Raw genomic sequence first — 25,929 nt, 5'->3', positions numbered from 1 at the left:
TGCGCCGTCACGGCTCCGAGGTCTCGGACTCGAGCGAGGCGCGCGTCGCCTTGCCGTAGACGCCGGACTCGTCCTGAAGGACGAAGCGGGTCACCTGGTAGCTGCGCACGGCACTCTGGACCTGCGGGTCGAAGTCGCCGTCGGCCTCCCCGTCGTACATACCGACCTGCCGGAGCCGGAGCTGGAGTTCGACGACCTCGGGCCCCCGGTCACCGAGGGCGAGCACGGGAGGCTGACCGTTCGACACCGTCGGACGAGGGGCCACCGTGGCGGTGGCGGCGGCGCTCGACGGCGCCTGGCTCGGGGTGGCGGTGCCCGTCGGGGAGGCGCTGTCGCTGGACTGCGCGCTCGGCGAGGGGGAGGGCGGTGCGGACGACCGCGTCGAGGTCGCCGTAGGGGAGGTAGCCGTGACGGACGGGCCGCTCGACGACGGCGGCGCCTCCGGGATGCCCGCGCGTACACCGCCGGCCACGGAACCGTCCCGTGAAGGTCCGTCGTAGGTGAAGAGCCCGCCGGCGAATCCGCCGGCGACCAGGACGGCGACGACCGCTCCCGCCCCGGCGAGGACCATCGTCCGCCGCGTGCGACCGGACGGTGCAGCGTCGGCCGGGAGCTCCACGGGCGGCTCGCCGAGGGGTGCATGTCCGGCGTCCGCCCCGGCCACGGGGACCTCGCTCAAGTCCCCTGCGAGGCCCACCCGTTCAGGCTCCCCCGCGGGGTCCGCCGGTTCCTCGCCGACCTCCACGAAGGGCCGGATCCGCACCGGGTCGAAGTCCTCCGCGGCCGCCGCCTCTGCCGTACGGGACTCCAGGTGGGCCTCCGAGGCGCGGTGCGCGCAGGTGCAGGAGGGAGTGCCGTCCGCCGCCCTGGGCGCCCCGCACTCCGGGCAGACGAGGACTGGTGGTTCACTCACGCGCGTTCCCTCTCCCTACGATCTTCATATCGTAGACAGATATGCCGTGCAGAAATTCCACAAGCCTTATCGATCTGGAGCCACGGCGTCCGCGGGGCCGAGATTGAGCCACCTCGGGTGAAAGAGAGATGAACGGCGACGGGCCCGGGGTCCCAACACCCGGTCAGGCGCAGGGGACTTGACGGCCGGGGAGCGCTCAGGACCGCGACAACAAGGGGTAACCAGCGGTAACTTCTGTCCCGCCCCGCCCCTTCACCCGCGCCACTCCCTCAGGAGACACTCCCCATGCGCAGACTCCTCGCCGCCCTGGCGACGACCACCGCCGTCCTCGGCGGGCTCACCGCGGCCGCCCCGTCCGCCACGGCAGCCGACTCGGGCACCTTCAGCGTCCTCAGCTACAACGTGGCCGGCCTGCCCTCGGCCATCTCCAGCGCGTCGACGCCCCGCGAGTCGAGCACCACGACGATCGGCCAGCGGATCGCGCCGTACGACATCGTCCACGTGGAGGAGGACTTCAACTACCACGCCTACCTCTACGCGGCCGACACGAACCACGCCTACCGCACCCCCACCAGCGGCGGCGCCGGCATCGGCAGCGGCCTGAACACCCTGTCCAAGATCCCCTACGACACGGACGACTTCGAGCGGGTGCACTGGAACTCGTGCCAGGTGGACTCGGGTGACTGCCTGACTCCCAAGGGCTTCACCTTCATGCGCGAGCGCCTCGCCGAGGGCGTGTACGTCGACTTCTACAACCTGCACACCAACGCGGGCACCAACGACGGGGACCTCGCCTCCCGCGCGGACAACCTCAACCAGCTCACGGCCTTCATCAAGACCCACTCCGCAGGCAACGCGGTCGTGGTCATGGGCGACACCAACACCCGCTACACCCGCTCCGGCGACACCATCGCCGAGTTCGCCGCGGCCAACGGCCTGGCCGACCCCTGGGTCCAGCTGATCCGCGGCGGCACCCCGCCCGCCAAGGGGAGCGACGCCCTGGTCTGCGACCAGAGCGGCACCACCGTGCCCAACACCTGCGAGGTCGTCGACAAGGTCCTCTACCGCAGCAGCAAACTGGTCTCGCTGAACGCCACGTCGTACAACAACGAGCACGCCAAGTTCCTCACCAGCGACAATCTGATGCTCTCCGACCACGACCCGATCACGGTCGGCTTCACCTGGTCGCGCAACTCCGCGTACCAGCTCAGCGACCAGTTCGGCGGGCCGCACGGCGACTACTACAACGACATCACCAGTGTCCCCGCCGGCGCCGGCGCCACCACCATCGGGCTGCGCAGCGGCTCCCGCGTCGACCAGCTGAGCCTCACCCTGGCGAACGGCACCACGCTCACCCACGGCGGCACCGGCGGCACCGCGTCCTCGCTGACCCTGGGCAGCGGGGAGTACGTGACCACGGCCCAGCTCTGCCAGGGCGAGTACAGCGGCCACACGCGGATCTTCTACGCCAAGTTCACGACCAACCTCGGCCGCACGCTGGCCGGCGGCACCACCACCTCCGACTGCGTGACCCGCACCGCCCCGACCGGTCGGCAGATCGCCGGATTCCACGGCCGCGGCGGCGACGAGGTCGACAAGGTCGGCTTCATCTACACCCAGCGCTGACCCACCTGCCCCGGGGCGCTCCCGAGCGCCCCGGGTTGCACAGGAATCACAAAAGCGTGACAGGACGATTGACGCGCCCATGGCCAGGCCCTACTTTCTGATCGATTTCCCGAACTCCGTTCGAAATACCGATCAATTGCGCTGCCCCACAGTGCCCCCGCACGCCACCTTGGAGAGCAAGATGAGCGCAAACCCCCACCTGTCCCGTCGTGGCCTCCTGGGCCTGACGGCCGCCGTGCCGCTCGCCCTGACGCTCGGCGCCGGCACCGCGCAGGCCGCCGACTCGGCGTACGCGATGGTCTACTTCACCGAGTCGACCAACCTCGGCGACGGCACCGACTACGGCCTCCACCTGGCCGTGAGCCCCGACGGGCTCAACTGGACGCCGCTCAACCAGAACAACCCCCTGGTCACCCCCACCGCCGGCGCCCTCGGCCTGCGCGACCCGTTCCTGATGCGCAAGCAGGACGGCACCTTCGTGGTCCTCGCCACCGACCTCAAGGGCACCGACTGGAACTACAACAGCCAGTACATCCACGTCTGGGACTCCACCGACCTGCGCACCTTCACCGGCTACCGGCGCCTGAAGCTGCACGACATGTCCACCCACAGCTGGGCGCCCGAGGCGTTCTGGGACGCGGGCCGGGGCCAGTACGCGGTCATCTACTCCTCGGTCAACTCCAGCGGCCACAACGTGATCATGGTCAACTACACCAGCGACTTCGTCACCGCCTCGGCCCCGCAGGTGTTCTTCGACCCCGGCTACGACGTCATCGACGGTGACATGGCGGTGGGGGTGAACGGCTACAACTACCTCTTCTTCAAGAAGAACCAGACCCTGGTGAGCGCCAGATCCACCACCCTGAATCCGGGCAGCTTCACCGAGTACAGCGCGGGTGTGGCCCACGGCGGCACCGAGGCCCCCACCGTGGTCAAGTCCCTCACCTCCGGCACCTGGTGGCTGTGGGGCGACACCTACACCCCCAACGGCGTCTTCTACGCCTGGCAGTCCAGCAGCCCCGCGTCCGGCACCTGGACCGCCCTGGACCAGAAGACGTACACCCAGCCGGTCAACTCCAAGCACTGCGGCATCGCCACGATCACCACGGCCGAGTACAACAACCTGCTCGCGAAGTGGGGCGCGCCCGCCTGGAACCGGCTCAAGTCCTACAACTACCCGGCCCGTTACGTGCGCCACTCCGACTACGTGGGCCGCATCGACGAGTACCCGGTCGAGCCGTACAAGGACTCCCTGTGGACCCTCGTGCCGGGTCTCGCCGACAGCTCCGGTGTGTCCTTCCGGTCGGTCAACTACCCCGACCGCTATCTGCGGCACTACAACTACCAGCTCCGACTGGACGTCAACGACGGCACGTCGACCTTCGCCGGTGACGCGACCTTCTACCGCACGGCGGGCCTCGCGGACGCGAGCTGGGCCTCGTTCCGCTCCTACAACAACCCCACGCGCTACATCCGGCACTCCGACTACGTCCTGCGCATCGACCCGGTCGCCACGACCACGGAGAAGCAGGACGCCACGTTCCGAGTCGGTTACTGATCATTCCGAGTCGGTTACTGATTCAACCGAAAAGCCCCCCTGACGCTCCGCGTTTGCATACGCTCCAGGTCTTCTTCACCAGACCTTCACAGGGGGGCTTTTCCATGCGCAGAGGACACATAGCCGTTGTCACGGCCGCGAGCGCGCTGACCGTGCTGGCCGCGGTCCCGGCACACGCCGCCGAGTACTCGTCGGCGCTGAAGATCAAGGGCGTCCAGTACGACGCGCCGGGCCGGGACTCCAACAGCTGCGCCACCGGCAACACCGACGAGGAGTACCTGACGATCAAGAACTACTCGAGGACCGCGACGGTGAACCTCAAGGGGTACGTCGTCAAGGACGCCACCGGCAACAAGTTCACGTTCACGAAGAACCACACGCTCCAGCCGGGCGACTACGTGAAGCTGCGCGGCGGCCACGGCACCGACTCCGACGCGAGCAATGTCGTCTACCGCAACAACTGCAACTTCATCTGGAACAACGACAAGGACACGATCTACCTCTACAAGTCCTCGGGCGCGCACGCCGACACCCACGCGTACACCAAGAGCGCCGACGACCGGGACGGCAACGGGTACATCACGTACCACGGCTGAGCAGACCGCGTCCGCTCACGACGGTCAGCGCGGCGGTCAGCGCGACCAGAGCCGCCGCCTGGGTCAGGACACCGACGCGCAGCGCCCCGGGCAGGACGTCGAGCCACGGATAGACCGCGGTGATCCGGACCGCCAGGAGGAGCAGACCCACAGCCGCGAGGGCGGCGGCCTCCGCGGCAGGGAGGCGGTCCTCGCTCCGGGCGCGGTACAGCAGCCAGACGAGGGCCGTCACCAGGTAGCACGTGACGAGCGCCCAGACGGTGTCGACCCCGCCGGGCAGTGCCACGACGGAGCCGCCCATCAGCACACAGCAGGCGGCGAAGACCAGGCCGGGCGCGCCCGCGGGCAGAGCCGCCGGGGGCGCGTCGCGGTGGTGGGCCGCGCACAGTGCCAGCGCCGACGACCAGGCCAGCACGGCGACCGCCACGACATAGGCGGAGTCCGAGGGCGCGAAGTCACGGGCCCACAGATCGACCAGCGGCCAGAGGGTCGGCACGGCCGCGACGAGCGCGGAGACCTGCGCGAGACGGCGACGGTCGCGCAGCAGGGCGAAGTAGGAGACCGTCCACAGCAGCGGCAGGAACCACTGGGCGACCGCGTCGGCACCGGCCCACATCCCGTGGCCGGTGAAGCCGTCCGTGAACAGGTCCCATTGGCTCCCGCCACGGGTCGACGCCCAGGTCAGCCCCAGGACCCGGTCGACCACGGCGGACGCCGCCTGAAGCAGGACGGTGAAGAGCGCGAAGAGCCGGACGGCCGAGCCGAGCACGGCGTACCGGCGGGGTGCGCCGCCCGCGCCGAGCCTGCTGCGCACGGCCAGGGCGACGATGCTCGCCACCTCGCCGAGGGTGGGCCGGCTCTGGTCCTGGGTCTCCTGGTCGACGTCCCAGAGGTAGGTCTCGACCATCTCCTCCTCGCGCTCGCGCCGGTAGTAGGCGGGCAGCAGGCGCAGCACGGCGCGGTAGCGCGTCTCCAGCAGGGTCGTCATGCCAGACCTCCGGCGAGTCCGGGCCCGGTGGCGGGCACGTCGGTGATTCCGGGGCCCCGACGCCCCTCGGCGATCCGCTTCTTCGCCGCGCTCGCTCCGGCGGCCAGCCGCTCCGCCTCGGCGTCCAGCGCCGCGGTGCCCTCGTCGGTGAGGCGGTAGTAGCGCCGGAGCCGGCCCTGCTGCACCTCCTCGCGGTCCAGCACGATCAGTGCGTCGGCGGTGAGCCGGTCCAGTACGCCGTAGAGGGTGCCGACGCGCATCTGCACGGCGCCCTCGGAGAGTTCCTCGACCTCGCGCAGAATGCCGTAGCCGTGCCGCGGCTGGTCGGCGAGGGCGGTCAGAACGAAGAACGCCGCCTGTGTCATGTTCCTCGGTGCCATGAACACGAATATATCGGCTCCCGATATATTCAGCCAGCCGAAACGCATGATCGGGCAGGAACGGCGAACAGGGCCCGCCCCAATGCGGATGGTGGGCGGGCCCTGTTCGAGAGGTCATTTTGGCGTGCCGGGCCGCGAACCGGGCACGAGTGAACCGCGGTTGCTCTGTGCGGAACGTGTGCGCCCCGTGTGCGCCGGGCAGGTCTCCGGGAAGGTCCCGGACCGGCGGGCGCCGCACGCCGGGCGGGTCCGCCTGCCGGACCCCGCCTGGTCCGCACGGGCCGGGGGCGACGATACTTGGCCCTGGCACGCACCACTCCTTCTCACAGATGGACCCATGTCAAGCACTCCCACGGCAGACCCCACCGCACCTTCCACCGTCTGGCTGGCCCGCGGCCGCCATCTCGGATCCGACGCGGCCGACGTCCTGCGCCGAAACCTGGAGCTACTGAAGGAGAGCGCGACCCTCGACGACTTCCAGGAGCCGTCCGACACCGAGGACGCCCCGGAGCGGATCTTCGAGGCCCGCTGGCGGGTCGCCGACGAGGTGACCGTCCGGGCCCGGCTCTCGCTCGCCGCCGTGTCCAGCGGCGGACAGGAGTGGGTGCTGGCGGCCGAGGCGGAGCAGCCGTGGGATCTGCGGTGGCCGTCTCCCGCGACCATGTTCTGGCCCGACAGCGAGGACGTCTTCTGGGACCGTGACGCCGCCACGGGGTTGCGGCTCAGGGACCTGAGCGTGCTGCCCGAGGAGGACAAGGACGTACGGCGGGTGCTCCGACAGGCCGTACGCGGCAGTTGGGCCGTGCATGTCGTCGTCCACGAGGCCATGACCACCGACCAGCGGGGCCGCCGCCCGCTGGCGGACATGCTGCCGCCGAGCCTGCGCCACCGGGTCGTCGAGCACCGGGCCCAGCCCCACCAGCTGCGGGTTCTGAACTGGGCCGTGAAGGAGTTCGGCGTGGAGGTGCCGCGCGGCGGAGCCGTGGTGCTGCCCGGGACGCCGGTGCCGCCCGGGTACGACGGCCAGGACTTCTCCGTACGCAGTGTCTTCCTCGACGGCTCGGAGCCCACCGAGCTGCTCGCGACGGTGACGCGCTACGCCGCGATGCCCAAGCCGCTGCCGGAGGGCGGCGAGGCGGCCGTGACCGCTCTGCGGGAGCAGTGGCAGCTGCTGACTCTGCGGGAGGAACTCGAACGCGAGCGCGCTCTCGTGACGATGTACGCCGACGCGCTGGAGGCCATGACGAAGTCCCGGGACCTGTACCGGGAGGCCGCCGAACGGGCGAACGAGGCGCTGGCGATCTACCGCGAGAACGCCCCGGCACCGGAGCCCCGGGCGGACCCGGAGGCCGCCTCGCCGTTGCAGCAGCTCTCGAAGACGTTCGGGCGCTGGAAGGGTACTCTGCGGCCCGCGACCCGCGACGAGGACCCGGACCGGCAGATCAGCTGAAGAGCGGGAAACGGTCCGCGTCCGCGCCGAGCGCAAGGCGTTCGGCGTCCGTGAGCGGCGTGCGTCCGGTGGCGGCGCGGGCGTAGTGCTCGTCGCTCCAGTCGAGCGGAACGGGCCGCCCGAGGAGCCCGTCCAGGGTGGCTCGCACCGCGGCCAGGCCCGCCGAGGACGGTCCCGCGGCCTCCGGCAGGTCGACGACGAGGTGGAGGTGGTGGACGGTGGCCTCCACGGCGAGCGTGAGCATGAGGTCCCCGGCCGTCAGCACATGGCCCTGAGTGGAGACCGGCAGCTCCGACGCGGTGTCCGCGACGGCGTTCACGGTGGCCGCGGCGGTCTCCAGGTACAGCTCGCGCAGCTGGCGGAAGTCGAGGAGCATGCCGGCGCTCACCCGGTTCTAGCGCCGGCCGTTCGCCGCGCGGACGGGGTCCGGCGTCCAGTCCCGCCTAGGTCACCGTGTCCCGGTCGGCCGGCTCCGCAGCGGGCGTGTGCAGGGCGACCAGGGCCCGCTGGGCGTCACCGGCACAGTGGAAGACCAGGTCGCGCACGGCCCAGCCCACGCAGCCGGTGGGCCGCCAGGACTCCTCGTCCCCGAGAGGGCGTACGACGGCCGCGAAGGCCTCGTAGGCGGCGCGCAGGACGTCGGCGTTCATGGCGTCGGCCTGGGCGGGGCTCCTTCCCGGGGTGACAGGAGGTGTCGGGGGGCCCACTGTGGATACGCGAAGGGGACAGCGCCTCGGTCCGTCCGGAAGGTCACCGTCATGAGCGGCGAGAACAGCGACAGCGCCATCTGCTCGGAGACGACACTCACGGTCAACGGCAAACCCCACACCCTGCTCGTGGACCACCGACGCGTCCTGCTCGACTTGCTGCGCGAGGACCTGGACCTGTGGGGTGCCAGGAAGGGCTGCGACCACGGGCAGTGCGGGGCCTGCACGGTCCTGGTGGACGGGCGCCGGGTCAACAGCTGTCTGCTGCTCGCGGTCGCCCTGGACGGCAGCGAGGTCCGCACCGTCGAGGGTCTCGGCGGCGACGGGGAGAAACTGCATCCCCTGCAGCAGGCCTTCCTCGACCGCGACGCCTTCCAGTGCGGCTACTGCACCCCCGGCCAGCTCTGCTCCGCGCTCGGCATGCTCGACGAGGCCGCGGCGGGCCACCCCTCGCGCGTCACCGGCGAGACGCCGGCCGGCCGTCCCGTACCGCTGGACCGGGACGAGATCCGCGAGCGGCTCAACGGCAACCTGTGCCGCTGCGGCGCCTATCCACGCATCGTCGACGCGGTCGAGGACGTGATCCGGTGAAGACCTTCGACTACGTACGGGCCACCAGCCCCGAGGAGGCGGCGGAAGTCTTCGCCGCCCGGCCCGGCGCCCACTACCTCGGCGGCGGCACCAACCTGGTCGACCTGATGAAGCTCGGCGTGGAACGGCCGGACGTGCTCGTCGACGTCAGCCGGCTCCCCCTGGACGAGGTCGAGGAGCTCCCGGACGGCTCACTGCGGGTCGGCGCGACGGTCCGCAACAGCGACCTGGCGGCCCATCCGTCCGTCCGAGCCCACTACCCCGCGCTCTCCCAGGCCCTGCTCGCGGGCGCCTCGGGCCAGCTGCGCAACGCGGCCACCACGGGCGGCAACCTGCTCCAGCGCACCCGCTGCCCCTACTTCCAGGACGTCTCCAAACCCTGCAACAAGCGGGCGCCGGGCAGCGGTTGCGGCGCACGCGAGGGCGTGCACCGGGACCACGCGGTGCTCGGGCACTCCCCGCACTGCATCGCCACCCACCCCTCGGACATGGCCGTCGCGCTCGCCGCGCTGGACGCCCGCGTCGAGCTGTACGGCACCGAGGGCGCCCGAAGCGTTTCCGTGGCCGACTTCCACCGCCTGCCGGGGGACCATCCGGAGCGGGACACCGAGATCCTCCCCGGCGAGCTCATCACCGGAGTGCTGCTGCCTGCGGCCCCGGCCGGGCTGCCGTCCGCCTATCGCAAGGCCAGGGACCGGGCGTCGTACGCCTTCGCCCTCGCCTCGGTGGCCGCCGTGGTGCGGGTGACGGACGGGGTGGTCGACCACGCCGGGATCGCCTTCGGCGCGCTGGCGCACCGGCCGTGGCGGGCGCGGCGGGCCGAGCAGGCGCTGGTGGGCGCCGCGCCCACGGCGGCCGCGTTCGAGCACGCGGTCGACCTGGAGCTCTCCGCCGCCGAGCCGTTGCGGGACAACGCCTACAAGCTCCCCCTGGCGCGCTCGCTCGCCCTGGACGTCCTGACCCGGCTCACCGCGACCGCCAGGACCTGAGGAGGACGCATGGACGCCACCACCCGGGCCGCGACCGCCCTGGGCTCTCCCGTCGAGCGCCGCGAAGGCCGGGAGAAGGTCACCGGCACCGCCCGTTACGCCGCCGAACAGCCCCGTCCCGGCCGCGCGCACGCCTGGCCCGTGCCCGCCTCGATCGCGCGGGGCCGGATCACCGGCATCGACACCGCGGCCGCCCTGGAGGTGCCCGGGGTCCTGGCCGTGCTCACCCACCAGAACGCGCCGAAACTGTCCGAGCCGGACGACCCCACACTCGCCGTCCTGCGCGACTCCCGTGTCCCGCACCGAGGTTGGTTCGTCGCCCTGGTGGTGGGCGAGACCCTGGAGGCCGCCCGCGCCGGTGCCGCCGCAGTGCATGTCGACTACGCCGTGGAGGACCACGACGTCACCCTCACCGCCACGCACCCGGACGCGTACGCTCCCGAGCAGGCCAACGACGGATACCCCGGGACCCGCGAACACGGCGACCCCGAGGGCGCGTTCGCGTCCGCCCCGGTCCGGATCGACGCCGACTACCGGGTGCCGCCGCTGCACAACCACCCGATGGAACCGCACGCGACGACGGCCGAATGGCACGACGGCCGGCTCACGGTGCACAACTCCACACAGGGCTCCACGCTCGTACGCGCCACCCTGGCCGGCCTGTTCGGGCTCCCGGAGGAACACGTCACCGTGCACGCCGAGCACGTGGGCGGCGGTTTCGGGTCCAAGGGCACCCCCCGCCCGGACGTGGTGCTCGCCGCCATGGCGGCCTTGCACACCGGACGGCCGGTCACCCTGGCGCTTCCCCGCCGCTTCATGCCCGCCGTCGTCGGACACCGGGCCCCCACCCTGCACCGACTGCGTCTTGGAGCCCACCCCGACGGACGGCTCACGTCCCTGATCCACGAAGTCACCACCCACACCTCGCGGATCAAGGAGTTCGTGGAGCAGGCCGCCGTACCCGCACGGGTGATGTACGCCGCCCCCGACTCCCGTACGGCGCACCGCGTTGTGCCCCTCGACGTGCCCAGCCCGTCCTGGATGCGGGCCCCCGGCGAGGCTCCCGGCATGTACGCCCTGGAGTCGGCCATGGACGAACTGGCCACCGGACTCGGCATGGATCCGGTGGAGTTGAGGATCGTCAACGAACCGGGCACCGAGCCCGACAGCGGCAAGCCCTTCAGCAGCAGGCACCTGATCGAGTGTCTGCGCGAGGGCGCCCGGCGCTTTCGCTGGGCCGAGCGGGACCCACGGCCGCGCTCCCGCGCCGAGGGCCCGCTGCTGGTGGGGTCGGGGGTGGCGGCCGCCACGTATCCCGTTCTGGTGCATCCGTCCACGGCGGCGGCACGGGCGCAGGCCGACGGGACCTTCCTCGTGCGGATCAACGCCACCGACATCGGCACGGGCGCCCGGACCGTGCTCGCGCAGATCGCCGCGGGCGCGCTCGCCGTGCCCGTCGCCCGCGTGCGGACCGAGGTGGGCAGCAGCGACCTGCCCGCCGCGTCACTGGCCGGCGGCTCGTCGGGCACCGCGTCCTGGGGCTGGGCGGTGCACGAGGCGTGCACCCGGCTCGCGGAGCGCCTGGCCGAGGAGCCGCTGCCCGCGGAGGGGATCGAGGTTCGTGCCGACACCGCCGGCCGGGCGGACGCCGACAGCCCCTTCGCCCGGCACGCCTTCGGCGCCCACTTCGCGGAGGTCGCCGTCGACACGGTCACCGGCGAGACCCGGGTCCGAAGGCTGCTGGGGGTGTACGCCGCCGGGCACATCCTCAACTCCCGTACCGCGCGCTCCCAGTTCGTCGGCGGCATGACCATGGGGCTCGGTATGGCCCTGACCGAGGGCAGCACGATGGACGCCGCGTTCGGCGACTTCACCGAGTCCGACCTGGCCGCGTACCACGTGCCCACACACGCCGACGTGCCCGACATCGAGGCGCACTGGATCGACGAGGACGACTCCCACCTCAACCCCATGGGCAGCAAGGGCATCGGCGAGATCGGCATCGTGGGTTCCGCGGCGGCGATCGGCAACGCCGTCTTCCACGCCACCGGCGTGCGCATGCGCGAGCTGCCCCTCACACCGGACCGCGTGCTGAGCGGCCTCCGTGCGAGGGGCGGTTCCTAGGCTTCGAGAGGTTCTCAGGTCCCCGGGGAGTGCGTCGGCCGGGGCGCCACCGGGGCGTCGGCCGCCGCGCGGATGGCCTCCGCCGTCCGCCGTTCCGCCAGCACGCGTTCCAGCGGGGGTGGCGACGCGAGCTGCACCACGAGGGCGGTCAGTGCGGCCAGTGACGCGCACACGGCCACCGTCCCCGTGAGCCAGGCCGGCGCCAGCGGAAGTTCCAGGGCCCAGGCGAGCCCGGCCGAGCGGAACCGTCCGTCGAGCAGTTGGCCCGCGGCCACCCCGGCCGGCACGACGACCGCGAGGGCCAGGACCGGAAGGACCGGCCGGATCATCAGCAGGGCGAGCAGGACACACAGGAGCGACACCCCCAGCGCGAACCCGTACACCTGCACGGGCGCCCCGTCCCGGTCTGCCGGGAAGCACAGGGCACCGCAGACCATCAGGGCCAGGGCGGCGATCCTGCTGGGCCAGGCCGGTACCCACCGGGTCCGCCCCGACGCGGGCGGATGGGCGGGCGGGGCCGGGAAGACGCCCGTCCCCGGCATCTCCGCTCCGGGCCGCCACTCCTCGTCGTACGGGGGCTCGTGCGCCTCGTACGACGGCTGCGGGGGCGGTTCCGTCGCCAGGCGGCCGATGAGCTCGACGAGTTCCTCCACGGGTCTGCCGGTCGCTGCCGCGCGCACCGCCTCCTGCGCGCAGTGAGGTTGCAGTTCGGACCGGTTCAACAGGGCTACCAGACGGGTCACGTCCTCTATCGGACGGGACTCGGCGGCGGCCCGGATCGCCTCGTCGGCGCTGTCCGCGTCCCGTGGCGGCCGGGTCAGCAGGGACACGAGCCGGGTGACGTCCTCCACGGACCGGTCCACGCCGACCGCACGCAGGGCCGCGACCGTGGCCAGCGCGTACTCGGGTGACTGTTCCAGCAGTGTGATCAGGTGGACGACGTCCTCCAGGGGACGATCGGCCACGGCGGCACGCACCAGGTCGCCGACGGGATCGCCGTACGACCGGTCCATCGGTATGGCGGGTTCGTTCGGGTGAGCTGCTGTCGGGCCGGTGGTCATGCTCTGCTCCAGACAAAGAGTGCGGTCGCTCCTACGCGCCCCCGTCGTGCGACCGCGAGATAGAGATGACCCATTCGTAAGCGGGTACCCGACGGCGTGCCACTCGGATGAGCCACGGGTGTGAGTGCGGCCCTTCGGTGAGCCATAGCGGAGCCGGATGCGGGAATCCGTCAGACAGCGCGCCGTTCGGCGCCCTGAGGAGGAGGTCGGCCCGTGGATTCGACCACAGCACTGATCGTCGTCGCCGTGGTACTCGCGGCGCTGGCGCTGGCGGTGGCCGTCGGACTGCTGGTACGGCTCGTGAGAACCCGGCGCGGTCTGCGACGGGCGGGACTGCCCACCGGGCCCCGCTGGGTCTTCTGGGGCGCCCTGTTGTACTTCGTGCTGCCCACCGATCTGGTGCCCGACCCGGTGTACCTCGACGACATCGGTGTCCTGCTGCTCGCCCTGCGCACCCTGCGCGGCTCCGCCGCCGACCGGGCGGCGCTGCGGCTCGACGGACGGGACCGGGAGACGTCCCGCCGACCGTGATTACGCAGTGTAAGGAAACCAATCACTCGTTCGATTCGTATAAGTCTCTGGAAGCCGAAGGAAGTCGGCTGACCTGACGGCGTCGTGGGGTGACGGCCGTCTGCGAGAGGCAGTAACGGCGAGGGAGAGACGATGCAACCGTTCGCGCTCAACTACGCACGTCCGGCAGCGACGTTGGAGGCGACCACTCCGTACGTCTACGACTCCGGGCTGCAGTTGAACGTGCTCATGGACGGCCGGGTCGCGGCCCGCGACCACGCGCTGATGAGGGAACTGGGGACCACCACGAGCACCGCGGGCTCCAAGACTCACTTCGACGACTGAACACGGCCGACGACCGATGACCGTGTTGATTCTTACCTGCGAAGAGGACGTGACGGCCGACATGGTCGTCGTGCACCTCAACGCCACGGGGGTACCGGTGGTCCGGCTCGATCCGGCCGACCTGACCGACGGTGTCGCGCTGTCCGGGGAGTACGTGCACGGCGCCTTCCGCGGCCATCTGTCGGTCGGCGGCCGTCTGGTGGGCATCTCCGGGCTGCGCTCGGTCTGGGTCCGCCGCCCGGGAACCCCGGCGGCGCGTGCGGCCGCGCCATCCGAGTGGCTGACCGAGGAGTCCGCCCAGGCGCTGTACGGCATGCTCCGGGGCAGCGACGCCCGCTGGATGAACCATCCCGACGCGGCCCGCCGGGCCCGTCACAAGCCCTGGCAGCTACGGCTCGCACAGCGCTGCGGCCTGCCCGTCCCGGCGACCATCGTGACAACGTTTCCGCAGGCCGCTCGCGAGTTCGCCGAGCGGTATCCGGACCTGGTGGTCAAACCGGTCTCCGGGGCGCATCCGCAGGACCCGCCGCGGGCGGTGCCGACCAGCCGGGTCGCGCCGGACACCGATTTCGCGGCGGTGGCGTTCGGCCCGACCCTGCTGCAACGGCGGGTGGCGAAACGGGCCGACATCCGCCTGACCGTCGTGGGCGAGACGATGCTGGCCGCCCGGAAGGTCTCCGGGACGGACGACGAGGTGGACGTCCGCTTCGCTCCGCCCACCTCCTTCTGGCAGCCCACCGATGTCCCGCCCCGGGTGGCCGCCGCCGTCCGGGACTATCTCCGGGCGGCCGAACTGGCTTATGGGGCCTTCGACTTCGCGGAGGACGGGGACGGGACCTGGTGGTTCCTGGAGTGCAACCAGTCAGGGCAGTTCGGCTTCGTGGAGGTGGACACGGGCCAGCCGATCGCGCGGAGCATCGCCGAATGGCTGGCCCGGCCCGGTCCGGACCCGCGCTCCCGCGCCGACGGCGCGAACACCGCGGTGTCCTGAGGCCGAATTCAGTAGGGCCGCGGGCCGGCCGGCGGCAGGGCGGGCACCCAGCCCTGCCCGGGCGAGGCCGGGCGGTCGGGGACGGGCTGAGGCATGAGGGACTGCAGCGGCCGCATGACGTACTCCAGTTCCCTGCGTACGCGCTCGGCCTCCCTGCGGGTCAGAGCGGGGACGTCGCCGCGCTCGGCGACGAGTCGGTCGTAGATGGGGGAATCCTGGAACACCCGTCAACGCGCCTTTCGTTTTCGCGGCCCACGCGCATGGGCACGGCTGACGAGTCTAGGCGCCTCCACGCACCGACGTGCGAATTCCGGCGTCGGGCTTGACTGCTCGGGGGCGGTCATGCGCCGGTGGTGGACCCCGGGCGGACGATCATCAGGACGGTCACGGTCGCCCACAGAAGGTTGAAAATGCCTGTGAACATGGCCAGTTGGACGGTTGCGCGGCGTTCGACGCTCCTGTGTCCGGTCAACTCCTCGAGCAGTTCGCTCTGCCGGGGCAGGACGAAGGCGGCGAGGACACCGGCGGCGGCCGCCGTCAGGGCCATGGACGCGGTCAGCCACGCGTCACCCAGGACACCCATCGCGGCCCCGGTGGCCACGCCGAGGACGGGGACCGCGATGCCGATGCCCGCGTAGGCCCGGCAGATGCGGTGCAGCAGCCGTACCGTGCCGACGCCGGCCTCCTCCGAGTGGGCCCGGCGGGCCGCGGGCGGGAACATGCTGGCCGCGACGGTCACCGGCCCCACGGCGACGATGGCGACGAGGACGTGCAGGGCCAGCAGGAACTTGGTCATGGGGTGGCGTGTCCTTCTCCGGTGCGGTCGGTGGTGCCCGGCCACCCTAGGAACCCGCCGAAGCGATCACACAGGGGCTGAAACGACAGCTTCCAACGGATTCTCGCCAAAGCCTCCGACAGGGTGTTCTGACTGATCTCATGGTCGTAGCCGTGGCGGGAATCCGCCTATCGTGGCGGTCATGCACTCCGTGGCGATCCTGGCTCTCGACGATGTGGTGCCGTTCGACATGGCGGCGCCCATGCAGGTGTTCGACTGGACGCGGCTGCCCGACGGCCGCCCCGCCTACCGGGTCCGGCTGTGCGCCGAGGCGCCGGAGGTCCGCGCGGACGGCGGTTTCACCCTCCGGGTCGAGCACGGCCTCGAGGCCCTCACGGAGGCGGACACGATCGTCGTGCCGGGGCGCTCCCCGGTGGCCGGACCGCCCTCGCCACGCGTCCTGGCGGCGCTGCGGGAGGCCGCGGCGGCCGGCACCCGGATCGCGTCCGTGTGCGTGGGCGCGTTCGTGCTGGCGGAGGCCGGACTCCTGGACGGGCTGCGCGCCACCACGCACTGGGTGGCCGCGGACGACCTGGCCCGGCGCTTCCCCGCCGTCGAGGTCCAGCCGGACGTCCTGTACGTCGACAACGGTCAGATCCTGACCTCCGCGGGCGCGGCCGCGGCCCTCGACATGTGTCTGCACATGATCCGCCGGGACCTGGGCTCGGCGGTCGCCGCGCATGCCGCAAGGATGTCGGTGATGCCGCTCGAACGGGAGGGCGGACAGGCCCAGTTCATCGTGTACGACCACCCGCCGGTGCCCCGGGGTTCGACGCTGGAGCCGGTTCTGGAGTGGGTCGAGGACAACCTGGCCCACGAGATCACCCTCGGGGCGATGGCGACCCGTTCGGGGATGAGTGAACGCACCTTCAGCCGCCGCTTCCGGGAGCAGACGGGCAGCACGCCTCTGCAATGGCTGCTGCGGGCGCGGGTGCGACGCGCCCAGTACCTGCTGGAGAACACCGCTCACCCGGTGGAACGGATCGCGCGGCAGGCGGGGTTCGGCTCCCCCACGGCGTTCCGGGAACGCTTCCGCCGGGTCGTCGGCACCACTCCGCAGGCGTACCGCGCGGCCTTTCACGCGAAAGAGACCGTCCCGGCGGGGGCGCGCTCCTGACCGCCCGCCGGGTCCGGCCCGGTGTCACCCGGCCAGCGGCAGGCTGTTCTCGCCCTCCGGGTCCGCACATCCGGCGGCCGGCAGCAGGGCGTCGGCCCTCGCGACCGCCTCGCGGACATCGGTGGTGCCCATCATCACGCACAGTGTGTAACTGACGTCCTCCAGCTCGCGAGCCGTCGCCGGTCTCTCCCTCTCCGCCTGGGCGATCCTCAGTGACGCGTAGCGGGTCAGCAGGGTTCTGACGGCCTTAGGGTCCGGAACGAGCACGAAGCGCCCCTCTCTCGAATTTTTCGCTGCGTATGCCCCCTGTGCGCCGGCCCAATCCCATCCGCCGCTCCCCGGCACGCGTTTGGCGCAATACCGTGCGGGCGGACCCGCTTCCCGAAGGGCCGCAAACCGTTGAACAAGGGGCATCCCTCGCACCATGAACGGTATACGCCCATGAACCGCTCCGCAGGTCTCCTCAGCGCCCTCTATCTCGCGACGAGCACCGGACTCGCCTGGACCGCGGTCCACGCGCTGCGCCACGACCCCCCGTGGGCGGCGTGTCTGCTGGCCGCCGCGAGTCTGGTCCCGGTCATCGCGGTCGTGCGCGAGAGCGTGCTGGGCGACCAGCGGCGCGCTCTGGCCGAAATGCTCGGGCGGGCCGCGGGCCCCGACAGGCCCGGCGCGAGGGCTGCCGACGACGTCGTCCGCGCCGAACTCGACACGGCGTGCTGCGAACGCTGGTGGACGAGCTGCGGCACCGACCACGACTCGGCGTGCCCCCGCCGGGTGCCGCGCAGCAGCGCGGCGTGACGCCCGGCACGGGGACCGCGCTCAGGCCACCTGTCCGGCGTGCAGCGCGGTGTACGCCCCGCCGCGGCGCAGGAGTTCCTCGTGGGTGCCGGTCTCCAGGATCCGGCCCTCCCCCAGCACCACGATCCGGTCGGCGCCCCGCACGGTCGACAGCCGGTGCGCGACCACGAAGGTCGTCCGTCCGCGCAGCAGCCGGGCGAGCGCCTGCTGCACGAGCGCCTCGGAGCGGGTGTCCAGGGCCGAGGTCGCCTCGTCGAGGACCAGCACCCGCGGGTCGCGAATCAGGGCCCGGGCGATGGCCAGGCGCTGGCGCTGCCCGCCCGACAGCCGGGCGCCCCGTTCGCCGACGAGGGTGTCCAGGCCCTGCGGCAGCCGGTCGACGAACTCCAGTGCGTTCGCGTCCCGCAGCGCCGCGCGCACCGTCTGCTCGTCGGCGTCGTCCATGCCGTAGGCGACGTTGTCGCGGATCGTGCCGTCGAACAGGATGGACTCCTGCGGGACGACGGACAGGAAGCGCCGATAGGTGCGCAGGTCGAGGGTGTTCATGTCGGTCCCGTCGAGCAACAGCCGCCCCGAGGTGGGCCGGATGAAGCCGATGACGAGGTTGAGGACGGTGGACTTGCCCGCGCCGGACGCTCCGACGAGGGCGACGGTCTCGCCGGGGGTGACGCGGAGGGTGAAGTCCCGTACGGCGGGCCGTCCATGGTCGTACGCGTGGCCGACTCCCTGGAACTCGACGGAACCGCGCACCAAGTCGACCTCGGTCTTGCCCTCGTTGTCCTCCAGTTCGGGCGCCTGGAGCACCTCGCCGACGGAACGGACGGACTCCAGGCCCTTGGTGATGACCGGGGCGAGCCCCGCCAACGTTGTCGTGGAGTTGGTGAGCGTGGTCAGGAACGCGCTGAGCATCACGACATCGCCGGGGGTGACGCCCCAGACGCCGTAGTACGACACCAGCGCGGCCCCGGCGAGGACCAGCACGCCGACCACGTTGAGCACGACCCAGGCCAGCGAACCGAAGCGGCCGTTGACGAGGTCGAGGCGCATCCCGGAGGTCAGCAGCCGGCGCAGGGTGCCGTCCATGCGGCGCAGCGCCTTGCCCTCCAGGCCGTGGGCGCGGGTGACCGGGATGAGGCGGGTCATCTCGGTGACCCGGGACGAGAGGGTCTCGACCTCGTGCCGGAAGTGCTCGTTGTGGGTGCGCAGCCGGGCCCTGAGGCGGGCCACGACGAGGGCCGCCGCGGGCACGACGACGACGAAGACGGGCACGAACTCCGGTGTCCGCACGGCGATGATGGCCAGTCCGCCGATGAGCACCGTGGTGGCGCCGAGGCCGGTCTCGGCGGTCTGCTGCACCATCTGCTCGACCGTCTCGACGTCCCGCACGACCTTGGCCTGGAGCACCCCGGCGCTGACCCGGGAGTGGTAGCCGATGGACAGCTGCTGCATGCGGGTGCACAGGGCGGAGCGCAGGGTGGTGCCCATGCGGCGGACACTGCCGTACAGGAGGCGGACGTAGAGGAGGTGCAGGGGGTAGTTGACCAGCAGGATGAACAGGATGACGCCGGTGCTCGTCCAGAGTCGGGTGATGGGCTGGTGCTGGACGACGGTGTCGATGATGGACGCGGTGATCAGGGGCAGCAGCCAGATCGGGCTGTGCTTGACGGTGAACACCGCGACGGCCACGGCCAGATCGCGGCGGTCGGCGCGCAACAGGTAGGCGAGCGTGCGGATCGGGTGTTCGCCCCGGTAGCGATGGTCGAGTGGTCTTGCCGGCGACGATGCCATCGTCGGTGGTCCTTCCGGTTGCCGAGTCGAGGGCAAGCGCTTTCTCCCCCTCGCCGGCAAGGAGTACACCAGGTGACGGCGAGCACTCCTACTCGTCCAGTGTGCGGGCGAGCTCCGTGGTGGCGTGGGCGATCTCGCTGTCGTCGTCGGCCATCAGCCTGCTGAGGACACCGCTCTTGGCGGCGACGGCCTGACGGGCCCGCCGCTCCCACACCACGGGGTTCTCGCGGTGGTTGAGCAGCTTGGGGTACACGGCCGCCGTGCTCTCCCACTGGCGGGCGCCGGCGATGCTCCTGAGCAGCTGGATGATCTCCGCCCGGCAGGTCACCTGGGGCAGTTGGGCGAGCTCCCACAGGAAGGGGACCGTGGCGGCGGTGGCCTGCTCCACGACGAAGCCGTACTGGCAGATGCGCCTGCGCAGGTCGCCGAGTGCGCTGCTCGCGGTCTCGGGGTCCCCCCAGGCCACGCTGCTGAGGAGCAGGGGGATGGCCGCGGCGCAGCCGGTGGAGTCCTGGATCTCGCCCCAGGGCACGCGGCTCAGCGCCGCGAGAGGCGTGGTTCGCGCCACCCCGGTCGTGGGCACGGGGCAGCTGGTGCGCTCGTTGCTCGGCTGGTCCGAAGCGGTGCGCATGGCGTGAAACCTTTCCGCGGCGGTCATGTCAAGGAGGAGGGGTGGTCGACAGCTTGGCCCAGACGGTCTTGCCGGCCGGGGGCCGCGAGGTCCAGCCCCACTCCTCCGCCAAGGCGTCGACGATGTACAGGCCCCGGCCGTGCTCCCGCAGGGCGGTGACGTCACGGGGTGTGTACGCGGGCGGCTCGTCACCGGGGTCGGAGACGGTCACCAGCAGATGAGCGGGGTCGAACGACAACCCCAGCCACACCTCGTCGGCACCTCCCGCCGCGGGCCGGAGCACCGCGTGGGCCACGGCGTTGGCCGCGAGTTCGGTGATCACGAGGGTGGCGTCGTCGCTGCGGTGGTCCAGGGACCAGCAGCTCAGCGTCTTACGGGTGAAGGCACGGGCCCGGGCGAACCCCTCCGCGCTGCAGCTGACGAGCAGCGCGGCGGTGACGAGGGGGCCGGCCTCCGGCGGTCGCCGCTCCAGGCCGGCGGGGCCCGGACGCCGCACGGTGGCACCGGCCGGGCCCGCATCACCCACCTCCGGCACAGCCTGGCTCGGCGGCCGGAGCACGTGGTTCGCAGGTGACGACACGGCATCTCCTTGATGCGACGTCAAGACGGGGCGCAACCGCGGGGGTTGACGCTGGAGCTATTATCCACGCTGAAGGCGCCCGCGTGCAATTGCACGAGAAATTGCGCGAACGACGGGTGGGGTCACCGAGGTTGCAGTTGCGCACCTCTGTCCCGCCCCGCACGGCCGGGCACAGCGCCCGGCACAGAACGGAACAGCAAGGAGACTGCAGTGCCAGCAGTGCAGAACGGAGTGCGGGCGAGTTCGCTCGACGCCCGCTGGGTCAAGAGCCGTCACAGCAACGCCGAGGGCAACTGCGTCGAAGTGGCCTCACTGGTCGACGGCGGCGTCGCGCTGCGCAACTCCCGTGACCCCGACGGCCCCGCGCTGGTCTACACACCGTCCGAGGTCGCGGCGTTCCTGGCCGGCGCGAAGGACGGGGAGTTCGACCACCTGCTGTGAGGAGCCGGGGCCCGAGGTGTGGCGGGCCCCAACTCCCGTGCCGATACCGGCACCTACGGAATGGTGCGATACGGCCACGCTGCGTGCGATAGTGTGAGTCGTCTCTGTGCCGGTTTACTGGGAGTCAGGATGTCTGCCGCGTCCCACCGCATCTCCCGCCTGGAACCGTACCTGGACCGGTCCGAACCGGCTCCCACCCTGCTGAAGATGCTGGTAGGCGTCCAGTTGGCGGGATTCCGCGAGGATGCCGGACTCGCCCAGGACCAGGCGGCGCGGGCCCTCGGGTTCAGCCCCGCCAAGCTGTCCCGCATCGAGTCCGGCAAGGGCCGCAAGCCCCCGTCGGAAAGCGATGTCCGTGCCCTCCTGGAGCTGTACGGAACCGAGGACTACGAGTCCTCGGTGCTCCTCAAGCTGCTCCAGCGCGCCGGCGACCCGGGCTGGTGGCAGCGGTACGACAAGCGGCTGATGCCCGAGTGGTTCGACCGGCTGGTCGGGCTCCAGGAGGCGGCCGCGGCCATCCGCACCTTCGAGATCCAGTACGTCCCCGGCCTGCTGCAGACCCCGGACTACACACGCGCGGTGGTCGAGCGCGGTCTGCCGGCCGCCGCCGCGAGCGAGGTGGACCGGCGCGTCGAACTGCGCATGCAGCGCGCCAAGTTGCTGCTGCGTCCGGATGCCCCGCAGCTGTGGGCGGTGATCGACGAGTCGGTGCTGCTGCGGGTGCTGGGCAGCCGGGAGGTCATGCGGGCGCAGCTCGAGCACCTCGTCGAGATGGCCCGGCGACCCAATGTGACATTGCAGATCATCCCGCTGGACGTGACGAACGCCTCCGCCCCGGCCATCCCGATCACCTACCTGCGCTTCGGCGGCCTCGACCTGCCGGACGTCGTCTATCTGGAGCACATCAAGAGCGCGAACTTCCTGGAGGACCGGGACGAGACGGAGGAGTACCGGCTCGCCCTGGACCGGCTGGCGGACGACGCGCTCGAACCCCGGGAATCGCTGCGGCTGCTGGAGCAGACGATCGAGCAGCGCTACGGCGGCTGAGCACCCCTGTCAGTCGTCGCGCCCGAACAGGCCCGCCCACAGGAAGGGTTCGCCGAAGCACGCGGACTCGGGCGGTTCGTCGCGCATGCGCCGCAGTTCGATCTCGGTCAGGTCGCAGAAGATCCGGCGCAGGGACTCGGCCGTGTAGGCGAGACCGCCCTCCAGTCGGCCCTGCCGATAGAACTCCGTGTCCGGCAGGTCCGATCCCACGGCCCCGTCGGCGAAACAGGCGAGGCCGAAGCGGCCGGCGGGCGCGAGGTGCCGTTCGAGGAGCGCCAGATAGCTGACCCGGCGGTGCGGCGGCAGATGGTGGAAGCAGCCCGAGTCATAGATGAGGTCGTAGGTGCCGCTGAGTTCGGTGCCCGACAGCGAGAAGGCGTCGCCGCACACGAAGCGGACGTCGGCCGCGGACTCGTGCGCACGCTCGCCTGCCCAGGCGATCGCGGCCGGTGAGAGATCGACGGCGTCGACGTCGAAGCCGAGGGAGGCGAGGTACAGCGCGTTGCGGCCCGGCCCGCAGCCCAGATCGAGGGCGCGGCCGACGGTGACCAGGCCTCGGTCGACGTACGACACCAGGTTTTCGTCCGGCTTCGCCACGAAGAAGGGGACCGGCTTGGAGCGGTCCCCGTAGAAGCCGTCCCACCAGGAACCGGCGTCCGACGTCCAGCGATCGGCCTGAGAATCGAACAGGGTGTCGAGGAGGCGGAGTACGTCCTCCACCGTGCGTATCGTGCGGTCCACTCGCACCCCTCTCGTTGGAGTGAATCGTAGGGCCGACCCGCGCACGGGCCGAGGATCGGGCTGCGCCGACATGTGTACGCCCCCGGCGCGGGACCTGCGCGGTCGCGCCAGGGGGCGTCCTGTGGCCGAGTCAGACGATTCGGGCCACGCCGCCGAACTCGATCCACTCGTGGGTGAGCTGGCGGGGAGCCACCTCGGTGTCGGGGCGCCAGGTGGAGACCTCCACGAGGCCCGGGGGGAGGACTTCCAGGCCCTCGAACCACTCGGCGACGTCCTTCTCCTGGCGGACCCGGCCCCAGTGGCCCTGGGTCGCCTGGTCCATGAAGTCGGTGACGAAGTCGCGAACCTCGGGGTCCTCGCTGACGAGCTGGCACATCACCATGAAGCTTCCGGGTGCGAGCCGCTCGCGTACACGGCGGGCCAGGGCGGCCGGCCCGTCGGTCTCGCTGTCCGGGATGCAGTGCATGACCGAGTTGAACAGCACGGCCACGGGCTGCGAGAAGTCGATCAGCCGCTGGGTGTCCTCGTGGGCGAAGATCGCCTCGGTCTCCCGCATGTCCGCGTGGATGACGGCGGTCCGCTCGTCCTGCTCCAGCAGCGCCCGGCCGTGCACCAGGACCATCGGGTCGTTGTCGACGTAGACGACGTGCGTGGTGGGGTCGATGCGCTGGGCGACCTGATGGACGTTGTCCTGGGTGGGCAGACCTGAGCCGTGGTCCAGGTACTGCCGGATGCCGTGCTCCGCGGAGAGGGTGCGCACCACCCGCTGGAGGAAGTGCCGGTTGTTCACGGCGAGCCTGCGGGTGCTCGGGACGACCTTGTCGAGCTGTTCGCAGGCGGCCCGGTCGGCCGCGTAGTTGTCCTTGCCGCCGAGGTAGTGGTCGTACATGCGCGCGGCCGTGGGTACCGAGGCGTCGATCGACGTGGTCAGGTTCTTACCGGTGCTCATCTTTCCCCCAGCTTGTTCCGCCAACTGGCCTGGCAGGACAGGGAGTCCATCCTAGAGACACCACGAACACCGGTGCCAGTCCGCGCAGTTCCGGCGCCCCCGGCCGGCACCTGCCGAGGGTTCAGGTGGCGTCCAGCTCCGCGAGTTCCGCCGGGTCGAGGACGAGATCGGCCGCGGCGAGCGAGTCGCGGATCGTCTCGGGGCGGCTCGCGCCCGGGATGGGCACTACCACCGGCGACTTGGCGAGCATCCAGGCCAGGCAGACCTGCTGCGGGCTCACCCCGTACTTCTCGGCGATCCGCGCGAACGGCGCGTGCGCCGAACCCAGTTCACCCGCCCGGGAGATGCCGCCGAGGGGGCTCCAGGGCAGGAAGGCGACGCCGAGTTCGTCGCACAGGCGCAGTTCCGGCTCGCTGGAGCGGAAGGCCGGGGAGAACTGGTTCTGCACGGAGACCAGTCGGCCGCCGAGGATCTCATTGGCCAGCCGGATCTGGTCGGGATTCGCGTTGGAGATGCCCGCCTGGAGGATCTTGCCCTCGTCGAGGAGGTCGCGCACGGCGCCGACGGACTCCTCGTAGGGGATCCGCGGGTCGGGGCGGTGGAACTGGTAGAGCCCGATCGCCTCGACCCCCAGTCGGCCCAGCGAGGCCTCGCAGGCCTCCTTGAGGTGCCGGGGGCTGCCGTCGAGCGTCCAGCTGCCGTCCCCGGGACGCAGATGCCCGCCCTTCGTGGCGACGAGGACGGCACCGCCCCGGTCGTGGGAGGCGAGGGCCTTGGCGATCAGGGTCTCGTTGTGACCGACCTCGTCGGCGTCCCGGTGGTAGGCGTCGGCGGTGTCGATCAGGGTCACGCCCGCGTCGAGCGCGGCGTGGATGGTGGCGATGGAGCGTTCCTCGTCCGGCCGTCCCTCGATGGACATGGGCATGCCGCCCAGACCGATCGAGCTCACTTCGACATCACCGATGCGGCGGGTGTGCATGACCTTGGACCTCTTTCGCCTGTCACGCGGATCTGGTTTCTCTTCAGCCTGGCCGCCGCACACACCGAGGTCCAATAGAAGAACGAGAACGCATTCAGCGACGGGAGTGCTGAATGCCGGCCGCGCCGCCCTCGGGTCGACCGGGTGGCGAGACGGGCTTGCGTGTCCGCGGTGTCCGTGTGGCACCCTCGCCTCGACCGGCGGATGATCCAGTCCGGTCGTCGTGAGGTTCGGCAGTACGGCGAGAGAGGCAGCGGCATGCGCATCGGACTGCTCGGCACCGGTCCCTGGGCCAGGATGGCCCACGCCCCCGCGCTCGGCGCGCATCCGGAGCTGGACTTCGCCGGGGTGTGGGGCCGCCGTAAGGAGGCAGCCGAGGAGTTGGCCGCCGAGCACGGCACGCGCGCCTACGACGATGTCGACGCGCTCCTCGCCGACGTGGACGCCGTCGCCATCGCCCTGCCGCCGAGCGTGCAGGCGGACCTCGCGGCGCGGGCCGCGCGGGCGGGGTGCCATCTGCTGCTGGACAAGCCCCTTGCGACGACGGTCGAGCAGGGGCGGGCGGTCGTAGCGGCCGTCCGGGAGACCGGCGTCGCCTCGGTGGTGTTCTTCACCTCGCGTTTCCTCGTCGAGACCGAGATGTGGATCGGCGAACAGGCGGGCGTGGAGGGCTGGTTCACGGGGCGGGCCGAGTGGCTGGGGTCGGTGTTCACCAGCGAGAGCCCCTTCGCGGAATCACCGTGGCGGCAGGAGAAGGGCGCCCTGTGGGACGTGGGCCCGCATGCCCTGTCGGTGCTGCTGCCGGTGCTGGGTGAGGTCCGTGAGGTGGCGGCTGCCGCGCACGGTCCCGGGGACACCGTCCATCTGGTCCTGAGGCACACCGGCGGCGCGTCGAGCACCCTGACACTGAGTCTCACGGCTCCGCCCGCGGCCGCGGGCGCCGGGGTCGAACTGCGGGGCGCGGGCGGAGTGGTGCAACTACCGGACTCGTCCGAGGGCGTTGTGCCGGCGGTGACCCGGGCCGCCGACGGACTGCTGGCCGCCGCCCGCACCGGTCGGCCCCACCCGTGCGACGCCGCGTTCGGCCTGCGGGTCACCGAGATCCTCGTCGAGGCGGAGATCCTGCTGAGCGGCGGGACCGGGACGCCCCGGGCGTAGGCACCGGCCAACGCGGGTGCCGGATGCTGCACCCGC

At 71.5% G+C, this 25,929-nt stretch carries 30 protein-coding genes; 15 read left to right on the top strand and 15 right to left on the bottom strand.

The features are described from left to right. Positions 1–7: 7 nt before the first annotated feature. Positions 8–913 carry a peptidoglycan-binding domain-containing protein gene (locus tag ABZT93_RS11060; RefSeq protein WP_356102050.1) on the bottom strand — a complete coding sequence of 302 codons (906 nt, stop codon included), beginning with the start codon at positions 911–913 and terminating at the stop codon, positions 8–10. Positions 914–1,198: 285 nt separating this feature from the next. Here ABZT93_RS11060 and ABZT93_RS11055 point away from each other — a divergent pair, with 285 nt between their 5' ends. From ABZT93_RS11055 to ABZT93_RS11045, 3 genes are all read left to right on the top strand, one after another. Further along, positions 1,199–2,539, top strand: coding sequence for a jacalin-like lectin (locus ABZT93_RS11055; protein ID WP_356102048.1), 1,341 nt, complete (start codon positions 1,199–1,201; stop codon positions 2,537–2,539). Positions 2,540–2,720: 181 nt separating this feature from the next. Further along, the gene (locus tag ABZT93_RS11050; protein WP_356102045.1) at positions 2,721–4,097 is read left to right on the top strand and encodes a glycoside hydrolase family 43 protein; all 1,377 of its coding nucleotides are present in this window, start codon (positions 2,721–2,723) and stop codon (positions 4,095–4,097) included. Positions 4,098–4,201: 104 nt separating this feature from the next. Then, positions 4,202–4,693 (top strand): lamin tail domain-containing protein, encoded by a 492-nt coding sequence (locus ABZT93_RS11045; protein WP_356102042.1) that lies wholly within the window; start codon positions 4,202–4,204, stop codon positions 4,691–4,693. On the opposite strand, the gene ABZT93_RS11040 is transcribed toward ABZT93_RS11045, so the two are convergent. Both ABZT93_RS11040 and ABZT93_RS11035 read right to left on the bottom strand, forming a co-directional pair. After that, positions 4,677–5,681 (bottom strand): hypothetical protein, encoded by a 1,005-nt coding sequence (locus tag ABZT93_RS11040; RefSeq protein ID WP_356102040.1) that lies wholly within the window; start codon positions 5,679–5,681, stop codon positions 4,677–4,679. The two genes, ABZT93_RS11045 and ABZT93_RS11040, sit on opposite strands and share 17 nt — an antisense overlap. Then, a complete protein-coding gene (locus tag ABZT93_RS11035; RefSeq protein WP_356102230.1) occupies positions 5,678–6,046 on the bottom strand; it encodes a PadR family transcriptional regulator in 369 nt (122 codons plus the stop codon). Before ABZT93_RS11035 ends, ABZT93_RS11040 begins: the two co-directional genes overlap by 4 nt. A 352-nt stretch (positions 6,047–6,398) precedes the next feature. Here ABZT93_RS11035 and ABZT93_RS11030 point away from each other — a divergent pair, with 352 nt between their 5' ends. After that, on the top strand, positions 6,399–7,511 hold the full coding sequence (locus ABZT93_RS11030) for a hypothetical protein (protein WP_356102037.1): 1,113 nt from the start codon (positions 6,399–6,401) through the stop codon (positions 7,509–7,511). On the opposite strand, the gene ABZT93_RS11025 is transcribed toward ABZT93_RS11030, so the two are convergent. Continuing rightward, entirely contained in the window at positions 7,504–7,887 is a 384-nt protein-coding gene (locus tag ABZT93_RS11025; RefSeq protein WP_356102034.1) for a hypothetical protein, read from the bottom strand. The two genes, ABZT93_RS11030 and ABZT93_RS11025, sit on opposite strands and share 8 nt — an antisense overlap. 67 nt (positions 7,888–7,954) lie before the next feature. Next, complete coding sequence (locus tag ABZT93_RS11020) at positions 7,955–8,161, bottom strand: maleylpyruvate isomerase N-terminal domain-containing protein (protein ID WP_356102031.1); 207 nt, start codon at positions 8,159–8,161, stop codon at positions 7,955–7,957. A 108-nt stretch (positions 8,162–8,269) separates the two neighbouring features. On the opposite strand from ABZT93_RS11020, the gene ABZT93_RS11015 reads away from it, so the two are divergent. Genes ABZT93_RS11015 through ABZT93_RS11005 form a run of 3 tightly spaced genes read left to right on the top strand, consistent with a single transcriptional unit; the run spans position 8,270 to position 11,922 of the window. Further along, positions 8,270–8,809: a 2Fe-2S iron-sulfur cluster-binding protein gene (locus tag ABZT93_RS11015; RefSeq protein ID WP_356102029.1), complete on the top strand. Its 540-nt coding sequence runs from the start codon at positions 8,270–8,272 to the stop codon at positions 8,807–8,809. Next, positions 8,806–9,798 (top strand): xanthine dehydrogenase family protein subunit M, encoded by a 993-nt coding sequence (locus tag ABZT93_RS11010; protein WP_356102026.1) that lies wholly within the window; start codon positions 8,806–8,808, stop codon positions 9,796–9,798. The genes ABZT93_RS11015 and ABZT93_RS11010 overlap by 4 nt, the downstream gene beginning before the upstream one ends. A 9-nt stretch (positions 9,799–9,807) precedes the next feature. Continuing rightward, positions 9,808–11,922, top strand: a complete 2,115-nt coding sequence (locus ABZT93_RS11005) for a xanthine dehydrogenase family protein molybdopterin-binding subunit (protein WP_356102024.1) — start codon at positions 9,808–9,810, stop codon at positions 11,920–11,922. A gap of 14 nt (positions 11,923–11,936) precedes the next feature. Here the strand turns inward: ABZT93_RS11005 and ABZT93_RS11000 are convergent, their stop codons facing one another. Next, positions 11,937–12,983 carry a hypothetical protein gene (locus ABZT93_RS11000; RefSeq protein ID WP_356102021.1) on the bottom strand — a complete coding sequence of 349 codons (1,047 nt, stop codon included), beginning with the start codon at positions 12,981–12,983 and terminating at the stop codon, positions 11,937–11,939. Between the two features lie 213 nt (positions 12,984–13,196). Here ABZT93_RS11000 and ABZT93_RS10995 point away from each other — a divergent pair, with 213 nt between their 5' ends. The 3 genes from ABZT93_RS10995 to tgmB all read left to right on the top strand — a co-directional run bounded on the left by ABZT93_RS10995 (position 13,197) and on the right by tgmB (position 14,829). Further along, positions 13,197–13,514 carry a YkvA family protein gene (locus ABZT93_RS10995; RefSeq protein ID WP_356102018.1) on the top strand — a complete coding sequence of 106 codons (318 nt, stop codon included), beginning with the start codon at positions 13,197–13,199 and terminating at the stop codon, positions 13,512–13,514. Positions 13,515–13,646: 132 nt separating this feature from the next. After that, positions 13,647–13,838 carry a putative ATP-grasp-modified RiPP gene (tgmA, locus tag ABZT93_RS10990; protein WP_031037338.1) on the top strand — a complete coding sequence of 64 codons (192 nt, stop codon included), beginning with the start codon at positions 13,647–13,649 and terminating at the stop codon, positions 13,836–13,838. A 16-nt stretch (positions 13,839–13,854) separates the two neighbouring features. Continuing rightward, positions 13,855–14,829, top strand: coding sequence for an ATP-grasp ribosomal peptide maturase (gene tgmB / locus ABZT93_RS10985; protein WP_356102016.1), 975 nt, complete (start codon positions 13,855–13,857; stop codon positions 14,827–14,829). Between the two features lie 8 nt (positions 14,830–14,837). On the opposite strand, the gene ABZT93_RS10980 is transcribed toward tgmB, so the two are convergent. After that, positions 14,838–15,053, bottom strand: coding sequence for a hypothetical protein (locus ABZT93_RS10980; protein WP_356102013.1), 216 nt, complete (start codon positions 15,051–15,053; stop codon positions 14,838–14,840). 116 nt (positions 15,054–15,169) lie between these two features. Further along, positions 15,170–15,625 (bottom strand): hypothetical protein, encoded by a 456-nt coding sequence (locus tag ABZT93_RS10975; protein WP_356102010.1) that lies wholly within the window; start codon positions 15,623–15,625, stop codon positions 15,170–15,172. 181 nt (positions 15,626–15,806) lie between these two features. On the opposite strand from ABZT93_RS10975, the gene ABZT93_RS10970 reads away from it, so the two are divergent. Further along, positions 15,807–16,781 (top strand): helix-turn-helix domain-containing protein, encoded by a 975-nt coding sequence (locus tag ABZT93_RS10970; RefSeq protein WP_356102007.1) that lies wholly within the window; start codon positions 15,807–15,809, stop codon positions 16,779–16,781. A 24-nt stretch (positions 16,782–16,805) separates the two neighbouring features. Here the strand turns inward: ABZT93_RS10970 and ABZT93_RS10965 are convergent, their stop codons facing one another. Continuing rightward, positions 16,806–17,048: a DUF5133 domain-containing protein gene (locus ABZT93_RS10965; protein ID WP_356102004.1), complete on the bottom strand. Its 243-nt coding sequence runs from the start codon at positions 17,046–17,048 to the stop codon at positions 16,806–16,808. Positions 17,049–17,222: 174 nt separating this feature from the next. On the opposite strand from ABZT93_RS10965, the gene ABZT93_RS10960 reads away from it, so the two are divergent. Continuing rightward, positions 17,223–17,579, top strand: a complete 357-nt coding sequence (locus tag ABZT93_RS10960) for a hypothetical protein (protein ID WP_356102001.1) — start codon at positions 17,223–17,225, stop codon at positions 17,577–17,579. Positions 17,580–17,600: 21 nt separating this feature from the next. Here ABZT93_RS10960 and ABZT93_RS10955 read toward each other — a convergent pair whose 3' ends face one another. The 3 genes from ABZT93_RS10955 to ABZT93_RS10945 form a co-directional block, all read right to left on the bottom strand. After that, complete coding sequence (locus ABZT93_RS10955; RefSeq protein ID WP_356101998.1) at positions 17,601–19,367, bottom strand: ABC transporter ATP-binding protein; 1,767 nt, start codon at positions 19,365–19,367, stop codon at positions 17,601–17,603. A gap of 88 nt (positions 19,368–19,455) precedes the next feature. Continuing rightward, positions 19,456–19,998: a hypothetical protein gene (locus tag ABZT93_RS10950; RefSeq protein WP_356101995.1), complete on the bottom strand. Its 543-nt coding sequence runs from the start codon at positions 19,996–19,998 to the stop codon at positions 19,456–19,458. Between the two features lie 28 nt (positions 19,999–20,026). Further along, entirely contained in the window at positions 20,027–20,578 is a 552-nt protein-coding gene (locus tag ABZT93_RS10945; RefSeq protein ID WP_356101992.1) for an ATP-binding protein, read from the bottom strand. Positions 20,579–20,788: 210 nt separating this feature from the next. On the opposite strand from ABZT93_RS10945, the gene ABZT93_RS10940 reads away from it, so the two are divergent. Together ABZT93_RS10940 and ABZT93_RS10935 are read left to right on the top strand one after the other, a co-directional pair. Further along, entirely contained in the window at positions 20,789–21,019 is a 231-nt protein-coding gene (locus ABZT93_RS10940) for a DUF397 domain-containing protein (protein ID WP_356101990.1), read from the top strand. A gap of 129 nt (positions 21,020–21,148) precedes the next feature. Continuing rightward, entirely contained in the window at positions 21,149–22,066 is a 918-nt protein-coding gene (locus tag ABZT93_RS10935) for a helix-turn-helix transcriptional regulator (protein ID WP_356101987.1), read from the top strand. A 9-nt stretch (positions 22,067–22,075) separates the two neighbouring features. Here ABZT93_RS10935 and ABZT93_RS10930 read toward each other — a convergent pair whose 3' ends face one another. The 3 genes from ABZT93_RS10930 to ABZT93_RS10920 all read right to left on the bottom strand — a co-directional run bounded on the left by ABZT93_RS10930 (position 22,076) and on the right by ABZT93_RS10920 (position 24,735). Further along, a complete protein-coding gene (locus ABZT93_RS10930; RefSeq protein WP_356101984.1) occupies positions 22,076–22,807 on the bottom strand; it encodes a methyltransferase domain-containing protein in 732 nt (243 codons plus the stop codon). A gap of 130 nt (positions 22,808–22,937) precedes the next feature. Further along, positions 22,938–23,756, bottom strand: a complete 819-nt coding sequence (locus ABZT93_RS10925) for an SAM-dependent methyltransferase (protein ID WP_356101982.1) — start codon at positions 23,754–23,756, stop codon at positions 22,938–22,940. Between the two features lie 121 nt (positions 23,757–23,877). Continuing rightward, positions 23,878–24,735 (bottom strand): aldo/keto reductase, encoded by an 858-nt coding sequence (locus ABZT93_RS10920; protein ID WP_356101979.1) that lies wholly within the window; start codon positions 24,733–24,735, stop codon positions 23,878–23,880. Between the two features lie 258 nt (positions 24,736–24,993). Here ABZT93_RS10920 and ABZT93_RS10915 point away from each other — a divergent pair, with 258 nt between their 5' ends. Beyond that, positions 24,994–25,893, top strand: coding sequence for a Gfo/Idh/MocA family oxidoreductase (locus ABZT93_RS10915; RefSeq protein ID WP_356101976.1), 900 nt, complete (start codon positions 24,994–24,996; stop codon positions 25,891–25,893). The last annotated feature ends 36 nt before the right edge of the window (positions 25,894–25,929 follow it).

It is taken from the genome of Streptomyces sp. NPDC005303 (assembly GCF_040607335.1).
Taxonomy (GTDB): domain Bacteria; phylum Actinomycetota; class Actinomycetes; order Streptomycetales; family Streptomycetaceae; genus Streptomyces.
The sequence above is the reverse complement of the archived record's forward strand: the minus strand, read 5'-3'. Positions and strand labels throughout refer to the sequence as shown.

What these genes read in the sequence shown, in the direction of transcription:
- ABZT93_RS10950 (WP_356101995.1), bottom strand. Translation starts at nt 19,998, where the DNA reads ATGCGCACCGCTTCGGACCAGCCGAGCAACGAGCGCACCAGCTGCCCC.
- tgmB (WP_356102016.1), top strand. Translation starts at nt 13,855, where the DNA reads ATGACCGTGTTGATTCTTACCTGCGAAGAGGACGTGACGGCCGACATG.
- ABZT93_RS11005 (WP_356102024.1), top strand. Translation starts at nt 9,808, where the DNA reads ATGGACGCCACCACCCGGGCCGCGACCGCCCTGGGCTCTCCCGTCGAG.
- ABZT93_RS10970 (WP_356102007.1), top strand. Translation starts at nt 15,807, where the DNA reads ATGCACTCCGTGGCGATCCTGGCTCTCGACGATGTGGTGCCGTTCGAC.
- ABZT93_RS10915 (WP_356101976.1), top strand. Translation starts at nt 24,994, where the DNA reads ATGCGCATCGGACTGCTCGGCACCGGTCCCTGGGCCAGGATGGCCCAC.
- ABZT93_RS11030 (WP_356102037.1), top strand. Translation starts at nt 6,399, where the DNA reads ATGTCAAGCACTCCCACGGCAGACCCCACCGCACCTTCCACCGTCTGG.
- ABZT93_RS10975 (WP_356102010.1), bottom strand. Translation starts at nt 15,625, where the DNA reads ATGACCAAGTTCCTGCTGGCCCTGCACGTCCTCGTCGCCATCGTCGCC.
- ABZT93_RS11015 (WP_356102029.1), top strand. Translation starts at nt 8,270, where the DNA reads ATGAGCGGCGAGAACAGCGACAGCGCCATCTGCTCGGAGACGACACTC.
- ABZT93_RS10960 (WP_356102001.1), top strand. Translation starts at nt 17,223, where the DNA reads ATGAACCGCTCCGCAGGTCTCCTCAGCGCCCTCTATCTCGCGACGAGC.
- ABZT93_RS11035 (WP_356102230.1), bottom strand. Translation starts at nt 6,046, where the DNA reads ATGACACAGGCGGCGTTCTTCGTTCTGACCGCCCTCGCCGACCAGCCG.
- ABZT93_RS11025 (WP_356102034.1), bottom strand. Translation starts at nt 7,887, where the DNA reads ATGCTCCTCGACTTCCGCCAGCTGCGCGAGCTGTACCTGGAGACCGCC.
- ABZT93_RS11020 (WP_356102031.1), bottom strand. Translation starts at nt 8,161, where the DNA reads ATGAACGCCGACGTCCTGCGCGCCGCCTACGAGGCCTTCGCGGCCGTC.
- ABZT93_RS10955 (WP_356101998.1), bottom strand. Translation starts at nt 19,367, where the DNA reads ATGGCATCGTCGCCGGCAAGACCACTCGACCATCGCTACCGGGGCGAA.
- ABZT93_RS10935 (WP_356101987.1), top strand. Translation starts at nt 21,149, where the DNA reads ATGTCTGCCGCGTCCCACCGCATCTCCCGCCTGGAACCGTACCTGGAC.
- ABZT93_RS10920 (WP_356101979.1), bottom strand. Translation starts at nt 24,735, where the DNA reads ATGCACACCCGCCGCATCGGTGATGTCGAAGTGAGCTCGATCGGTCTG.
- ABZT93_RS11040 (WP_356102040.1), bottom strand. Translation starts at nt 5,681, where the DNA reads ATGACGACCCTGCTGGAGACGCGCTACCGCGCCGTGCTGCGCCTGCTG.
- ABZT93_RS10925 (WP_356101982.1), bottom strand. Translation starts at nt 23,756, where the DNA reads ATGAGCACCGGTAAGAACCTGACCACGTCGATCGACGCCTCGGTACCC.
- ABZT93_RS11055 (WP_356102048.1), top strand. Translation starts at nt 1,199, where the DNA reads ATGCGCAGACTCCTCGCCGCCCTGGCGACGACCACCGCCGTCCTCGGC.
- ABZT93_RS11045 (WP_356102042.1), top strand. Translation starts at nt 4,202, where the DNA reads ATGCGCAGAGGACACATAGCCGTTGTCACGGCCGCGAGCGCGCTGACC.
- ABZT93_RS11000 (WP_356102021.1), bottom strand. Translation starts at nt 12,983, where the DNA reads ATGACCACCGGCCCGACAGCAGCTCACCCGAACGAACCCGCCATACCG.
- tgmA (WP_031037338.1), top strand. Translation starts at nt 13,647, where the DNA reads ATGCAACCGTTCGCGCTCAACTACGCACGTCCGGCAGCGACGTTGGAG.
- ABZT93_RS11050 (WP_356102045.1), top strand. Translation starts at nt 2,721, where the DNA reads ATGAGCGCAAACCCCCACCTGTCCCGTCGTGGCCTCCTGGGCCTGACG.